Origin of the sequence: Massilia norwichensis, from assembly GCF_024753245.1 — a bacterium.
Lineage (GTDB): Bacteria > Pseudomonadota > Gammaproteobacteria > Burkholderiales > Burkholderiaceae_D > Telluria > Telluria norwichensis.
In genome coordinates this window covers 61,353-76,759 of sequence record NZ_JANUGX010000005.1, presented here as the reverse complement: position 1 = coordinate 76,759, position 15,407 = coordinate 61,353, and the positions used below count along the sequence as shown (strand labels likewise).

The 15,407-nt window shown below is 64.4% G+C and carries 15 protein-coding genes; 14 read left to right on the top strand and 1 reads right to left on the bottom strand.

Annotation, left to right across the window (positions count from 1 at the left end):
• The first annotated feature begins 51 nt into the window (after positions 1-51).
• From NX782_RS06185 to NX782_RS06145, 9 genes are all read left to right on the top strand, one after another.
• The gene (locus NX782_RS06185) at positions 52-1,728 is read left to right on the top strand and encodes a flagellinolysin (RefSeq protein ID WP_258844551.1); all 1,677 of its coding nucleotides are present in this window, start codon (positions 52-54) and stop codon (positions 1,726-1,728) included.
• Positions 1,729-1,920: 192 nt separating this feature from the next.
• Positions 1,921-4,530 carry an alanine--tRNA ligase gene (alaS, locus tag NX782_RS06180; RefSeq protein ID WP_258844550.1) on the top strand — a complete coding sequence of 870 codons (2,610 nt, stop codon included), beginning with the start codon at positions 1,921-1,923 and terminating at the stop codon, positions 4,528-4,530.
• A gap of 140 nt (positions 4,531-4,670) precedes the next feature.
• Complete coding sequence (locus tag NX782_RS06175; RefSeq protein WP_258844549.1) at positions 4,671-6,095, top strand: MFS transporter; 1,425 nt, start codon at positions 4,671-4,673, stop codon at positions 6,093-6,095.
• A 189-nt stretch (positions 6,096-6,284) separates the two neighbouring features.
• Positions 6,285-6,512: a sulfurtransferase TusA family protein gene (locus NX782_RS06170; RefSeq protein WP_036238555.1), complete on the top strand. Its 228-nt coding sequence runs from the start codon at positions 6,285-6,287 to the stop codon at positions 6,510-6,512.
• Between the two features lie 198 nt (positions 6,513-6,710).
• Positions 6,711-7,460, top strand: a complete 750-nt coding sequence (locus tag NX782_RS06165; RefSeq protein WP_258844548.1) for an electron transfer flavoprotein subunit beta/FixA family protein — start codon at positions 6,711-6,713, stop codon at positions 7,458-7,460.
• A gap of 32 nt (positions 7,461-7,492) precedes the next feature.
• A complete protein-coding gene (locus NX782_RS06160) occupies positions 7,493-8,425 on the top strand; it encodes an electron transfer flavoprotein subunit alpha/FixB family protein (protein WP_258844547.1) in 933 nt (310 codons plus the stop codon).
• Positions 8,426-8,567: 142 nt separating this feature from the next.
• Positions 8,568-10,370: an acyl-CoA dehydrogenase gene (locus NX782_RS06155; RefSeq protein ID WP_258844546.1), complete on the top strand. Its 1,803-nt coding sequence runs from the start codon at positions 8,568-8,570 to the stop codon at positions 10,368-10,370.
• Positions 10,371-10,557: 187 nt separating this feature from the next.
• Positions 10,558-10,938 (top strand): DUF4337 domain-containing protein, encoded by a 381-nt coding sequence (locus tag NX782_RS06150; RefSeq protein ID WP_258844545.1) that lies wholly within the window; start codon positions 10,558-10,560, stop codon positions 10,936-10,938.
• 250 nt (positions 10,939-11,188) lie between these two features.
• Entirely contained in the window at positions 11,189-11,857 is a 669-nt protein-coding gene (locus NX782_RS06145) for a hypothetical protein (RefSeq protein WP_258844544.1), read from the top strand.
• 17 nt (positions 11,858-11,874) lie between these two features.
• Here NX782_RS06145 and NX782_RS06140 read toward each other — a convergent pair whose 3' ends face one another.
• Positions 11,875-12,288, bottom strand: coding sequence for a TM2 domain-containing protein (locus tag NX782_RS06140; protein WP_258844543.1), 414 nt, complete (start codon positions 12,286-12,288; stop codon positions 11,875-11,877).
• 273 nt (positions 12,289-12,561) lie between these two features.
• Between NX782_RS06140 and rpsP the strand changes: the two genes are divergently transcribed.
• From rpsP to NX782_RS06115, 5 genes are all read left to right on the top strand, one after another.
• The gene (rpsP, locus tag NX782_RS06135; RefSeq protein ID WP_258844542.1) at positions 12,562-12,810 is read left to right on the top strand and encodes a 30S ribosomal protein S16; all 249 of its coding nucleotides are present in this window, start codon (positions 12,562-12,564) and stop codon (positions 12,808-12,810) included.
• A gap of 27 nt (positions 12,811-12,837) precedes the next feature.
• On the top strand, positions 12,838-13,383 hold the full coding sequence (gene rimM / locus NX782_RS06130; protein WP_258844541.1) for a ribosome maturation factor RimM: 546 nt from the start codon (positions 12,838-12,840) through the stop codon (positions 13,381-13,383).
• Between the two features lie 4 nt (positions 13,384-13,387).
• Positions 13,388-14,149, top strand: coding sequence for a tRNA (guanosine(37)-N1)-methyltransferase TrmD (gene trmD / locus NX782_RS06125; protein WP_258844540.1), 762 nt, complete (start codon positions 13,388-13,390; stop codon positions 14,147-14,149).
• A 111-nt stretch (positions 14,150-14,260) separates the two neighbouring features.
• Positions 14,261-14,641, top strand: coding sequence for a 50S ribosomal protein L19 (gene rplS, locus NX782_RS06120; protein ID WP_258844539.1), 381 nt, complete (start codon positions 14,261-14,263; stop codon positions 14,639-14,641).
• A 62-nt stretch (positions 14,642-14,703) separates the two neighbouring features.
• Positions 14,704-15,369: a CoA pyrophosphatase gene (locus tag NX782_RS06115; protein WP_258844538.1), complete on the top strand. Its 666-nt coding sequence runs from the start codon at positions 14,704-14,706 to the stop codon at positions 15,367-15,369.
• The last annotated feature ends 38 nt before the right edge of the window (positions 15,370-15,407 follow it).

Here is a 15,407-nt window from a genome sequence, read left to right as displayed (position 1 = left end):
TGACCGCGGGTCGTTAAGGACAGATTACTGCCCAATCGGCCCACGACGACCATGACCCTGTCGATCAAAAACGATACCTTGTCGCTGCATGCGCAGCGCCAGCTTGCCGAGCACTCGGCCGACGCCACCCGCCTGATCTCGAAGCTGAGTTCGGGCGCGCGCATCGGCGATGCCGCCGACGATCCGGCCGGGCAGGCGGTGTCGGCGCGCATGTCGTCCCAGCTGCGCGGCATGAGCCAGGCCATGCGCAATATCAATGACGGCACCTCGATGCTGCAGGTGGCGGACAGCGCCATGGCGAATATCGGCGACAGCCTGCAGCGCCTGCGCGAACTGGCGGTCCAGGCCGGCAACGACGCGCTGTCGGCGAGCGATCGCGGCGCCCTGCAGACGGAAGCGAACCAGTTGCTGGTACAGATCACCCAGGTCGGTAAGGACACCGCGTTCAACGGCCAGACCCTGTTCTCGCAGGACACCGCCAGCATCGGCGGCGACGACAAGAAGCGCAAGGTGATCGACGGCCTCAAGACCGGCTGGCTGGCGTCCGCGGAAGCCATGGTCAAGAAGTATTACGGCATCGAAGGCGACGGCGCCGACCTGAAGCTCAATCTGGGCGGCGTCGACGACGGCCAGTGGAACGTGCTGGCCTCGGTATCGGGGACCGTCGAGGGCAACGGCAAGGTGACGGACCTGAGCCTGAACCTCGACATGGCGGATTTCGGCACCGGCGACAGCGCCGACGGCGGCGCGGCCTTCCTGTACAACGACCGCACCATCGCACACGAGATGGTGCACGCCGTCATGGACCGTTCGATGAACATGGCTTCGCTGCCGAAGTGGTTCAAGGAAGGCATGGCCGAGCTGATCCAGGGTTCCGACGAGCGCCTGGCAAATGCGATCGCCGGCAGCGGCGTGGCGGCCGTCGTCACCGGCGCGGCGGCTGCCGATCCCAGTTATGAAGGCGCCTACGCCGCCTCGCGCTACCTGCACGACAAGCTCAAGGGGCTCGGCGTCGACGGCGGCGTCAAGGGCCTGATGAGCTACCTGAACCAGCACCAGAGTGCGACCCTGGACACGGCCCTGGACGCGGTCACGAACTACGCCATCGCCAATGCGGCCGCCTTCATGGACGATTTCCAGGACAATGGCGAGGTCTTCATCAACACCAGGATGAATCTCACGAACGCCGATACCGGGGCGATCGGCGGCCTGGACGCCGACGCCGGCCCGTCGCGCAATGCCAAGGATGTGGTGCCCGATGTCGGCCCGAATCCGGCCGACAAGCCGCTGTCGCATTTCAACCTGATCGTGCCCGAAATAGGCGGCAATACCGGCGTCAACCGGATGCAGATCCAGGTCGGGGCGGGCACCAGCCGCGACGACCTGATCGACCTGGAATTCTCGGCCATGAACGCGCACGCCCTGGGGCTGGCGGACCTGGACATGAGCCGCTCGGCGGTGGCGCTGCTGCACATCGACCAGGCGCTCGAATTCGTCGACAAGCAGCGCGTCGTGGTGGGCGCGGCCAGCAACCGCCTGGACATGGCGGCGGCCAACACCCAGACCTCTTCGGTCAACCTGGCGGCTTCGCAAAGCCGGATCCAGGACGTCGACTACGCCAGCACCACGGCCAGGCTGACGCGCGCGCAGATCCTGCAGCAGGCGGCATCGGCCATGCTGACGCAGGCGAATGGGCAGCCGAACGCGGTGCTGGCGCTGCTCAGATAGCGTCGTCCCCGCGCAGGCGGGGACCCAAGTTTCGCGAATTGCAACGGACCTGGATTCCCGCCTGCGCGGGAATGACGGATTCGCCGCCGTTGCAATTGGTGCAACAACTCCAATCACCGCCCGCAATTCCTTCCAACAGCACGCTATAATCATTTTTTTATATAGCATGCTGCCCTCACACGCCCCTACGACATGAAATCCACCGAAATACGCGAAAAGTTCCTCAAATTCTTCGAGTCCAAAGGTCACACCATTGTCCGCTCGAGCCCGCTCGTGCCGGGCAACGACCCGACGATGTTGTTGACCAACAGCGGCATGGTGCAGTTCAAGGACGTGTTCCTGGGCCTGGATACGCGCCCGTACAAGCGCGCCACCACCGTGCAGCGCTGCGTGCGCGCCGGCGGCAAGCACAACGACCTGGAAAACGTCGGCTACACCGCGCGCCACCACACCTTCTTCGAGATGCTGGGTAACTTCAGCTTCGGCGACTACTTCAAGCGCGACGCCATCAACTTCGCCTGGGAACTGCTGACCAAGGTTTACAACCTGCCGGCCGAGAAGCTGACCATCACCGTCTACTTCGAAGACGACGAAGCCTACGACATCTGGGCCAACGAAATCGGCGTGCCGAAAGAGCGCATCATCCGCATCGGCGACAACAAGGGCGCGCGCTACGCATCGGACAACTTCTGGCAGATGGCCGACACCGGTCCTTGCGGCCCGTGCACCGAGATCTTCTACGATCACGGCGCCGACATCTGGGGCGGTCCGCCGGGCTCGCCGGAAGAAGACGGCGACCGCTTCATCGAGATCTGGAACCTGGTGTTCATGCAGTTCAACCGGGACGAAGCCGGCGTGCTGACCCCGCTGCCGAAGCCGTCGATCGACACCGGCATGGGCCTGGAGCGCCTGGCTGCGGTGCTGCAGCACGTGCACTCGAACTACGAGATCGACCTGTTCCAGGCGCTGATCAAGGCCGCCGCGCGCGAAACCGGCACCACCGACCTCGAGTCGAAGTCGCTGCGCGTGATCGCGGACCACATCCGCGCTGCCAGCTTCCTGATCGTCGACGGCATCATCCCGAGCAGCGAAGGCCACGGCTACGTCCTGCGCCGCATCATCCGCCGCGCGCTGCGCCACGGCCACAAGCTGGGCCAGACCAAGCCGTTCTTCTACAAGCTGGTCGAAGACCTCGACATCGAGATGGGCGGCGCCTATCCGGAACTGCGCGAAGCCAAGGCGCGCGTGATGCAGGTGCTGAAGGCCGAGGAAGAGCGTTTCGGCGAGACCCTGGAAAACGGCATGAAGATCCTGGAAGCCCAGCTGGCCAAGACCAAGGACACGCTGGACGGCGCCACCGCCTTCACCCTGTACGACACCTACGGTTTCCCGCTGGACCTGACCGCGGACATCTGCCGCGAGCGCGGTCTGTCGCTGGACGAGGAAGGCTTCGCCGCCGCCATGGAGCAGCAGAAGAAAACCGCGCGTGCCGCCGGCAAGTTCAAGATGGCTGCCAACGTCGAGTACGCAGGCGAGAAGAACAAGTTCGTCGGCTATGAATCGCTGGTGCACAACACCCACGTGCTGGCGCTGTACGCCGACGGCGTGAAGGTCGACGAGCTGAAGGCCGGCCAGGACGGCATCGTGGTGCTGGACACCACCCCGTTCTACGCCGAATCCGGCGGCCAGGTCGGCGACAAGGGCGTCATCAAGACCGCGGGCGGCCTGTTCGAAGTCGAAGACACGCTGAAGATCCAGGCCGACGTGTTCGGCCACCACGGCACCCTGCAGTCGGGTTCCCTGAAGGTGGGCGACACGGTCGATGCGCAGGTCGACGAAGCCAAGCGCGCACGCACCATCCGCAACCACTCGGCCACCCACCTGATGCACAAGGCCCTGCGCGAGGTGCTGGGCGGCCACGTGCAGCAGAAAGGCTCGCTGGTCGATCCGGACAAGACCCGTTTCGACTTCGCCCACAACGCCCCGCTGACCGCCGAAGAAATCGCGCGCGTCGAGCAGATCGTCAACGCCGAGATCCTGCAGAACCACCCGACCAAAGCGCAGCACATGTCGATGGACGACGCCATCAAGCATGGCGCGATGGCCCTGTTCGGCGAAAAGTACGGCGACACCGTGCGCGTGCTGGACATCGGCTCCTCGAAGGAACTGTGCGGCGGCGTGCACGTCACCCGCACCGGCGACATCGGCCTGTTCAAGATCGTCTCGGAAGGCGGCGTTGCAGCCGGCATCCGCCGCGTCGAGGCGGTGACGGGCGAGGGCGCGCTGGCCTGGGTGCAGGCGACCAACCGCAAGCTGCAGGAAGCCGCTTCGGCACTGAAGACCGGCCCGGACGAGCTGCCGTCGCGCATCGCCCAGGTGCAGGACCAGGTCAAGGCGCTGGAGAAGGAAGTCAACGCGCTGAAGTCGAAGCTGGCCGCGGGCCAGGGCGACGAGCTGGCCGGCCAGGCGGTCGAAGTGGGCGGGGTCAAGGTGCTGGCCGCGACCATGGAAGGTGCCGACGTTGCCGCCCTGCGCGAAACCATGGACAAGCTGAAGGACAAGCTGAAGACCGCCGCGATCGTGCTGGCGTCGGTGGCCGACGGCAAGGTCAGCCTGATCGCCGGCGTCACCAAGGACGCCACCGGCAAGGTCAAGGCCGGCGAGCTGGTCAACTTCGTCGCCCAGCAGGTGGGCGGCAAGGGCGGCGGCCGTCCGGACATGGCCCAGGCCGGCGGCACCGATGCTGCCGCGCTGCCGCAGGCGCTGGCCGGCGTGGCTGCCTGGGTTGGCGAGCGCGTTTAAGCACTAAGTCAGCTGTATCACCGTCGTCCCCGACCTCGCCGGCCGCCTTGGCGGGGACCCAAGTACTGCGTGAGCAAACAAAATGCTCACAAACTTGGGTCCCCGCCTGCGCGGGGACGACGTCCATATAGAGGAGGCGCATGAGCAGCCTGCCACCCCATTGCGACCGCACCCTCGCCGAAGGCAAGCCCGCCACGGCGCGCACGGCCCATCCGAACCTGGTGCTGGCCACCTCCATCCTCTCGAGCAGCCTGGCCTTCATCGACGGCTCGGTGGTCAATGTCGGCCTGTCGGCGATCGGCAGGAATCTCGCCGGCACCGGCGCCGACCTGTCCTGGGTCGTCAACGGCTACCTGCTGCCGCTCAGTTCCCTGCTGCTGCTGGGTGGCGCCACCGGCGACCGCTATGGCCGCAAGCGCATCCTGCTGGCCGGCATCGCGATCTTCGGCCTGGCTTCGCTGCTGTGCGCGTTTGCCCTCAACCTGTGGATGCTGGTCGGCGGCCGGGTCCTGCAGGGCGTCGGCGCGGCCCTGCTGCTGCCGAACAGCCTCGCGATCCTCGGCGCCACCTTCGAAGGCCAGGCGCGCGGACGGGCGATCGGCATCTGGGCCGCGGCCGGCGCGGCGGCGGGTGCGCTCGGGCCGCTGCTGGGCGGCTGGCTGATCGACACGGTCGGTTGGCGCGCGATCTTCTATATCAATCTGCCGGTGGCAGCGCTGGCGGTCCTCATGGGCTGGCGTTTCGTCCACGTGAAGACGAGCGGCAAGCCGGTCGAGCTGGACCCGCTCGGCGCCGTGCTGGCCAGCCTCGGCCTCGGCTGCCTGACCTGGGGCCTGGCCAATGCGTCCGCGGAAAAGCAGCTGACGACGGCGAGCGGCATTGCCCTCGCGGCGGGCGTGCTGATCCTGCTGGTATTCCTGTGGATCGAGTATCGCGCGGGCGAACGCGCCATGCTGCCCTTGAAACTGTTCGGATCGAGCAGTTTCTCGGGCCTGAACCTGATGACCTTCCTGCTGTACGGCGCGCTCGGCGCCTTGATGCTGCTGGTGCCTTACGTGATGATCCAGGCACTGCATTATTCGGCCAAGGAGGCCGGCGCCGCACTGCTGCCGTTTCCGATCGTCCTGGCAATCGGTTCGCCGCTGATGGGGAAGTTCGCCGGCCGTCACGGCTCGCGCCTGCCGCTGTCGATCGGCGCGCTGATCGTCGCTTGCGGATTCCTGCTCGGAACCCGCATCGGTGCCGGGTCCTATATGACGACGGTGCTGCCCTGCATGGTGGTGATCTCGCTCGGCATGGCCTGCGTGGCGGCGCCGCTGACGACGGCCGTGCTGTCCTCGGTGGATGGCGGCCACACCGGCATCGCGTCCGGTTTCAACAGCGCGGTGGCGCGCGGCGGTGGCCTGATCGCCACGGCCTTGCTGGGCGTGTTGCTGACCGTACAGGGTCGCGCTTTGCTGGCGCCCTTCCACGTGGCGATGGTCGTCTGCGCTGCGACCGCCGCGGCGGCCGCCGTGTGCGCCTTCATCTGGGTCAGGCGCGGCAATGGGGAAGGGCAGGGATGACATCGCGAATGGCTGGAAATCCCGGCCGTTTGTCTATTTTGTCAACTGTCTTAACGTTGTCGCAACGCAACACGCATATCATATTTTGGTGCGGCGCGTCATAATCCCGTAATTGGAGTACTATCGGGGCATCTGCCCCTACCAGACCGCAGGCAAATGATGAGCGAAACCATACTCGATACCGGCACCATCGAAGTCCAGAAGGACCTCGACGCGCGTGGCTTGAACTGCCCGCTGCCGATCCTCAAGGCCAAGAAGGCCCTGGCCGAACTGGCGAGCGGCGAAGTGCTGCGCATCGTCGCCACCGATACCGGTTCGGTGCGCGACTTCCAGGCGTTCGCCAAGCAGACCGGCAACGCACTGCTGGCGCATACCCACATCAACGGCGAATTCACCTTCTGGCTTCGTCGCAAGTAACGAAGCATCGATCCGGTGGGGCAGGAAGCAGCAGCCCCGCATTTCTCCATACGACAAATCAAGCGCGACGCAGAATTAGTGGTTTCCTTCTAAGCAAAAAACGCACGATCGTGCTTTAATTCTGTGTTGAAGCAGTTTTGCTCTTATAATTCGGATCATTTTTAGTCTGTCACTCATTCCATTTTTCAAAGGCCCACTATGAAAGTCCTGGTACCCGTCAAACGCGTGGTCGACTACAACGTCAAGGTTCGCGTCAAGTCCGACGGCAGCGGCGTCGATATCGCCAACGTCAAAATGTCGATGAACCCGTTCGATGAGATCGCTGTCGAAGAGGCGACCCGCCTGAAAGAAGGCGGCAAGGTTACCGAAATCGTGGCTGTCACCTGCGGCGTGACCCAGGCCCAGGAAACCCTGCGTACCGCGATGGCGATCGGCGCCGACCGCGGCATCCTGGTCGAGACCGGTGCCGAGATCGAGCCGCTGGGCGTGGCCAAGGTGCTGAAGTCGCTGGCCGACAAGGAGCAGCCGCAACTGATCATCCTGGGCAAGCAGGCGATCGACGACGATTCGAACCAGACTGGCCAGATGCTGGCTTCGCTGCTGGGCTGGCCGCAGGCGACCTTCGCCTCGAAGGTCGTGCTGGAAGACGGCAAGGTCACCGTGACCCGCGAAGTCGACGGCGGCCTGGAAACCGTGGCGCTGAGCCTGCCGGCCATCGTCGCCACCGACCTGCGCCTGAACGAGCCGCGCTACGTGACGCTGCCGAACATCATGAAGGCCAAGAAGAAGCCGCTCGAGACCGTCAAGCCGGAAGACCTGGGTGTCGACGTGACCCCGCGCCTGAAGACGCTGAAAGTGTCCGAGCCGCCGAAGCGTTCGGCCGGTATCAAGGTCCCGGACGTGGCGACCCTGGTGCAGAAACTGCGCACCGAAGCCAAAGTCATCTAATCAAGCTCAGTACAGCTTAACTAAGGAACATCATGGTCGCACTCGTCATTGCAGAACACGACAACGCCTCGCTGAAAGGCGTCACCCTGAACACCGTCACCGCCGCTGCCCAATGCGGCGGCGATGTCCACGTGCTGGTCGCCGGTTCCGGTTGCGGCGCCGTCGCGGAAGCCGCCGCGAAGATCGCCGGCGTCTCGAAAGTGCTGGTCGCCGATGCGCCGCATTTCGCCGATGGCCTGGCCGAAAACGTCGCCGAGCAGATCCTGGCTGTCGCCGGTTCGTACTCGCACATCCTGGCCCCGGCTTCGGCCTTCGGCAAGAACGTGCTGCCGCGCGTGGCCGCCAAGCTGGACGTGGCCCAGATCTCGGAAATCACCAAGGTCGATTCGCCGGACACCTTCGAGCGTCCGATCTACGCCGGTAACGCCATCGCCACCGTGCAGTCGAGCGACAGCGTGAAGGTCATCACCGTGCGCGGCACCGGCTTCGACGCTGCTGCCAGCGAAGGCGGTTCGGCTGCGGTCGAAACCGTCTCGGCAGTTGCCGATTCGGGCAAGTCCTCCTTCGTCGGCCGCGAACTGGCCAAGTCGGATCGTCCGGAACTGACCGGCGCCAAGATCGTCGTCTCCGGCGGCCGCGGCATGGGCTCGGGCGAGAACTTCAAGCTGCTGGAACCGCTGGCCGACAAGCTGGGCGCCGCCATGGGCGCCTCGCGCGCGGCGGTCGACGCCGGCTACGTGCCGAACGACTGGCAGGTTGGCCAGACCGGCAAGATCGTCGCGCCGACCCTGTACATCGCGGTCGGCATCTCGGGCGCGATCCAGCACCTGGCTGGTATGAAGGACTCGAAGACCATCGTCGCCATCAACAAGGATCCGGAAGCGCCGATCTTCTCGGTGGCCGACTACGGCATCGTCGGCGACCTGTTCGAGGTCGTGCCGGCGCTGGTCAAGGAACTGGGCTAAACAAGCAAATCAAATAGACCGTCATTCCCGCGAAAGCGGGAATCCATGCACAGGTAGAGGAACGCCAGCGTTTGCGACTCCGGTTACTCAGTATGGATTCCCGCCTGCGCGGGAATGACGGTTTTTTTACAAGGAGACCAAGGTGAGCTACCAAGCCCCTCTGAAAGACATGCTGTTCGTCGTGAACGAACTGGCCAACCTGGCCGAGATCAACCAGCTGCCGGGCTGCGAGGACGCGACCCCGGATACCGTCGAAGCGGTGCTGGAAGAGAACGCGAAATTCTGCGGCGAAGTCGTCGCACCCCTGAACCACGCGGGCGACAAGGAGCCGAGCTTCTGGAAGGACGGCAGCGTCACCACCTCCAAGGGCTTCCGCGAAGCCTTCAGCGCCTTTGCCGAGGCAGGCTGGCAGGGCGTGCAGCACCCGGCGGAGTTTGGCGGCCAGGGTCTGCCGAAGCTGGTCGCCACCCCGTGCATGGAGATGCTGCACGGCGCCAACCTGGCGTTCGCACTGGTCGCGCTGCTGACCGACGGCGCCATCGAGGCGCTGCTGACCGCCGGCACCGACGAGCAGAAGGCACGCTTCATCGAGCCGCTCATCAACGGCAAGTGGACCGGCACCATGAACCTGACCGAGCCGCAGGCCGGTTCGGACCTGGCTGCCGTGCGCACCCGCGCCGTGCCGCAGGGCGACGGTACCTTCAAGATCTACGGCACCAAGATCTTCATCACCTACGGCGAGCACGACATGGCCGAGAACATCATCCACCTGGTCCTGGCGCGCACGCCGGACGCGCCGCCGGGCGTGAAGGGGATCTCGCTGTTCATCGTGCCGAAGTTCATGGTGAATGAAGACGGTTCGCTGGGCGAGCGCAACGACGTGCACTGCGTCTCGATCGAACACAAGCTGGGCATCAAGGCCAGCCCGACCGCGGTGCTGCAGTTCGGCGACAACGGCGGCGCCATCGGCACCCTGGTCGGCGAGGAAAACCGCGGCCTGGAATACATGTTCATCATGATGAACGCGGCCCGCTTCGGCGTCGGCATGCAGGGCGTCGGCCTGGCCGAACACGCTTACCAGCAAGCCGTGGCCTTCGCCAAGGACCGCATCCAGTCGCGCGCCGTCGAAGGATCGAGCGGCCCGGTCGCCATCATCAACCACCCGGACGTGCGCCGCATGCTGATGTCGATGCGTTCGCAGACCGAGGCCGCGCGTGCGCTGGCCTACGTCGGCGCGGCCTACAGCGACCTGGCCCACAACCACCCGGACGAGGCGACCCGCAAGGCCAACCTGGCGGTCTACGAATACCTGGTGCCGGTCATCAAGGGCTGGTCGACCGAGATGTCCGAGAACGTCGCACGCGACGGCGTGCAGGTGCACGGCGGCATGGGCTTCATCGAAGAGACCGGCGCGGCCCAGCACTACCGCGACGCCAAGATCCTGACCATCTACGAAGGCACGACCGCGATCCAGGCCAACGACCTGGTCGGCCGCAAGACCGTCCGTGACGGCGGCGCGGTGGCCAAATCCATCATCGCCCAGGTCCGCGCGACGGAAGCTGCGCTGGCCGAGAAGCAGGGCGCCGCGCAGGGCGCCGACTTTGCCGCGCTGCGTTCGCAGCTGGCAGCCGGCAGCGCCGCGCTGGAGCAGGTGGTCGAGTTCGTGGTCGCCAACACCAAATCGGATCCGCGTGCGGTGTTCGCCGGCAGCGTGCTCTACCTGAAGCTGGCCGGCATCGTGCTGGGTGGCTGGCAGATGGCGCGCGCAGCCCTGGTCGCGCAGCAGAAACTGGATGCGGGTGAGGGCGACGCAGCCTTCTACCGCGCCAAGATCGGTACCGCCCGCTTCTTCGCGGACCACGTGCTGTCTGCTGCCTCCGGCCTGCGCCATGCGATCGTCGAAGGCAGTGCCGGCGTGCTGGCCCTGGACGTCGAGCAGTTCTGAGCGGCAGTCTTCATCGCCTTGTGAAAGCGGCCTGCGGGCCGCTTTTTTATTACCTTCTCGAATCGTTTCCTCTATGCCATGTGCATAAAGATCTGGTCTGGCGCAAAGCAGACTCATCCATGCGGAACTAACTTGGACACAAGCCGCGCATGAGCCACACGGCCCCCAACCAATCTGAGTCGGCTCGATGAGGAGAAGCATCATAGGTACCGAGGCATATGAAGACGACCGCGACCACGACCATGGTCACGACCACGACCACGATGGCGACAAGTGCCACGAGCACGACAAGTGCTGGAAGGTCAAAAAGGAGCGTGACGAGTACAAGAAGGAGCGTGACGAGTACCGCCAGGAACGCGACGAGTACAAGAAGGAACGCGACGAGTGGAAGGCGGCCGCGGGCAAGTACCGCAAGGAACGCGACGAATACAAGGGCTTCCTGAAGGATGCGCTGGAGCGCCTGGGTGTCGCGGTGCGCAAGCTGGACCACCTGCTCGACGACATCGTCGATGCCAGCAAGAAGATCGGCAAGGATGACGATAAGGGCCACGACAGGGGCCACGGCTGATCCTGCCGCGGCGGCCTGTCGCTGGCCGCGTTACGGGCGCCGACGCTGTTCCGGCGCCCGCCTGCTTTGCGCCGTATCGCGCCCATTAGTCCGCGAATTGTTGCGCCGTGCAGACCGCTATGCACGCATTCCGTAACACTTGAATTTCCTTAAACTTTGGCTTGACCCAGGCTGCATAGAATCAGCTCATCCGCATTCAACCGAGGAGGAGCGACCCATGTTTTCCATGCAGCCCCGAAGGATTTTGCAGATGACGATCACCCTGGCGGCACTGTCCGCCCTGGGTGCCTGTGGTGGTGGCGGCGACGATGCCTCGTCCGGGCCGAGCACCGACCCGACGGCGCCGACAACGCCACCGACAACCCCGCCGACAACCCCGCCGACCACGCCAACCGATCCGGCGCCGCCCACCGACATCACCGTCACCCTGGCGGAGACGCCGACCGACCTGAATGCCGCGGCTGCCGCCAGCACCCAGAACTGGCCGACCTGGACCGGCACCGGGCAAGCGATCGACGGCGTCGGCTGCGCGCAAACCGTGCACTACCACATCCACACGCTGGTCTCGATCTACCGCAACGGCACCCGCCTGGCGATGCCGGACAACATAGGCCGCAGCGGCTGCACCTACGAGCTGCACACCCATGACGGCTCGGGCGTCGTGCACATCGAGACCGATGTGCGCAAGAAATTCATGCTGAGCCAGTACTTCTCGCTATGGCGCCAGCCCTTCACCAGTACCAATGTCGCTGGCTTGAGCGGGCCTTTCCGCTACTACCTGGTCGAGAACGGCAAGCTGACGCGCTACACCGGCGACCCGATGGCGCTGGAACTCACGGCCTACCGCGAGATCGTGATCCTGACCGGACCGAACCCGCCGACCGTGTTGCCGAATTACAAGTGGACGCCGGGCCTGTGAGCCGGACGCGGCGGCGCTCAGCCGTAGGCACCGCCCGTATATAACAGGTCGAACAGGCGCGACAGCAGGGCGATCGCCGCCGTCGCGCCGACCAGCATGGTCAGCACCAGCAGTACCGCGAGCACCCAGTTCGAGTGCGACTGGCGGCCGGACGATGCATTGAACTTCGCGTCCCATTTCTCGTCGGGGGTCACGCCGATGACCAGCGCCTCGATGAAGCCGACGATGTAGGAGAGGAAGACGGGCAGCAGGGTCCAGAAAGGATTCGGCGCCTGCCCCAGGCCGTAGACCATGCCGGCCAGCGGCAAGCTGCAGAGGTGCAGCAGGCCGAGCCGGTCGACGCCGCCGCGCAGGTAGAAACGATGGACACCGAAGCCGCCAAGGAGGAAGGCGAGGGCGGTGGCGAGGGTTTTGTTCTTGTGGTTCGACATCGACGACTGAGCTCGGCTGGCTGTTGCGAAAAGGAAAAGTTGAAGTATCGTCCAAAACGCCGGCCGCAGCAGCATTTTTCGTGGTTTTCAGCCGTCTTCCCAAGGTCGGGAAAGCCCTTGGCTGTGGCGCTGTTGGAAAAAATAAGCGATAATGCTGGATTCGGCCGGTCTGCGCGCCGGGTTTTTGGTTTTTTGACAAATGCTTGCTGAGGCACGGCGCGGCGCGCTATAATCGTCGGCTTTCTCCGTCCAGCACAATTTTTTGGAAATATTATGGTCGTTATTCGTTTAGCTCGTGGTGGTGCCAAGAAGCGCCCGTTCTACAACATCGTTGCAACCGACTCGCGCAACCGTCGCGATGGCCGTTTCATCGAGCGTATCGGCTTCTACAACCCGATGGCATCGGGCAAGGAAGTTGGCCTGAACATCACCGCTGACCGTCTGGCTTACTGGCAAGGCGTGGGCGCACAACTGTCGCCGACCGTTGCTCGCCTGGTCGCTGGTCAGAAAGTCGCTGCTTAAGCTGCTTCAGCATCAAGGTTTACTGGTTTGACCGATTCAACAGCAATTCCTGACGACCTGGTTCAGGTCGGGCATATCGCCGGCGCCTACGGGATCCGGGGCGGTATCCGCGTCTCGCCGTACTCGACGGACGCCGATGCGCTGCTGAACGTGAAAACCTGGTGGCTCGACAAGCCGGCGCTGCGTCCCGTCCAGGTGCGCAGCGCGAAGTACCATAGCGGCGATGTTACCGCCACTCTGGTTGATGTCACCGACCGCAACGAGGCCGAAGCACTCAAGGGTGCAACGGTGCAGGTGTCGCGGGCGGAATTTCCGGCGCTGCCGGAAGATGAATACTACTGGTCCGACCTGATCGGACTGGATGCCGTGAACCTGCAGGGCGAAGCCCTCGGCAAGGTCGCCGACATGATGAGCAACGGTCCGCAGTCGATTCTGCGCATCGTGCCCGTTCCCGACGCAAACGCGCCCGAGGTCAAACTCGAGGAACGCCTGGTGCCTTTCGTGGACCAGTTCGTCAAGACTGTCGACCTGAAGGCAAAGCTGATTACCCTGGATTGGGGCCTGGATTATTAACACGATGCAGTTCGACGTCGTGAGCCTGTTCCCCGAGATGTTCGCTGCGCTGACGCAGTCGGGTGTTACCCGGCGCGCGCACGAGCAGGGCCTGTGGAACCTGTCGCTCTGGAATCCACGCGATTTCACGCAGGATCGCCACCGCACCGTGGACGATCGCCCCTACGGCGGCGGCCCCGGCATGGTGATGCTGGCCAGGCCGCTCGAAGCAACGATCAATGCAGCAAAGCAGCGCCAGATCGACCTTGGCCTGCCGGCCCCGCGTGTGGTGTTCATGTCGCCGCAGGGCAAGCAGTTGACGCACGAGCGCGTGATGGCGCTGAAGGACGAGCCCGGTTTGGTGATTCTGTGCGGCCGCTACGAAGCGGTCGACCAGCGCTTGCTGGACCGCTGCGTCGACGAGGAGATTTCCCTCGGCGACTTCGTGCTGTCCGGCGGCGAACTGCCGGCGATGGCGCTGATGGATGCCGTGGTTCGGCATATCCCGGGTGCGCTGGGCGACGGCGCCTCGGCGGTCGAAGACAGTTTCGTCAACGGCCTGCTGGATTCGCCGCACTACACGCGGCCGGAAGTGTACGAAGGCGTGGCCGTGCCGCCCGTTCTGATGGGCGGCAACCATGCAGAGATCATGAAGTGGCGCCGACAGCAGCAGCTCGAAGCGACTGCGAAGAAACGGCCCGATCTGCTGGACAAGGCGCGCAGCGCCGGTCAGCTGAGCAAGGCCGACGAAAAGTTCCTGGCGGGGCGGAACAGCCCTGCCGAATAGTATTTGCGCCATGTCGGCGCAAAGGCGGGCGTAACAACCCGCATGTTTCAATCCCATCCTCTACCGGGCAAACAAGTACAGCGCCGGCAAGATGGTTACAGGAGTCATACAATGGATCTGATCCAGCAACTCGAGCAAGAAGAGATTGCGCGCCTCGGCCGCAACATCCCTGATTTCGCACCGGGCGACACCGTTGTCGTCAGCGTCAACGTCGTCGAAGGCAACCGCAAGCGCGCCCAGGCATACGAAGGCGTGGTCATCTCGCGTCGTAACCGCGGCCTGAACTCGAACTTCATCGTTCGTAAGATCTCGTCGGGCGAAGGCGTCGAGCGTACCTTCCAGCTGTACTCGCCGCTGATCGCTTCGATCGAAGTGAAGCGTCGTGGTGACGTGCGCCGTGCGAAGCTGTACTACCTGCGTGAGCGTTCGGGCAAATCGGCACGTATCAAAGAGAAACTGCCGACCCGCAAGACCGCCGCTGCCGCTCAGTAATTGCGTCAGTAGCATGGAAAAGGCATCCGAACGGATGCCTTTTTCTTTTTCCGGAGCCTATTTTGGCAAAACAGCATCTCGATCCTCAGCGTCTTCCCATCGATGCGATCGCCGGCGAAGCCGCGCTGGCACCGGAACGCCTGCGCGCCGACTGGCTGCGCACACGCCTGGCACGCCCGGCCGCCTGGGAGCCCGAGCTGCCGGAAGACCTGCGTGAGCGCTTCCCCAAGCTGCGCCGCGCCGCCGTGCTGATCCCCATCGTCCAGCGCCCGGAAGGCTTGACCGTCCTGCTGACCCAGCGCACCGCCCACCTGAACAATCACGCCGGCCAGATCAGCTTCCCCGGCGGCAGCGCAGAAGAGCTGGATTCCTCGGCCATCGAGACCGCGCTGCGCGAAACCGAAGAAGAGATCGGCTTGCGTCGCCGCCACGTCGAGATCGTCGGCGTGCTGCCCGATCACATCACCGCATCGAGCTACCTGGTCACGCCGGTGGTCGGCCTGGTCACGCCGCCCTTCGAACTCATCGCCGAATCGAACGAGGTCGCCGAGATCTTCGAAGTCCCGCTGGCCTTCCTGATGGATGGCGCCAACCACCAGCGTCTGTCCTTCGAGCTGCCGGAAGGGGCAGGGCGGCGCAACTTCTACGCCATGCCTTACGAGCGCTTCTTCATCTGGGGCGCCACCGCCGGCATGCTGCGCAACCTGTTCCACCTGTTGAGAGCCTGACGTTGCCTCAAACGGCCCTCTGCGCTATCGTAGCGGGC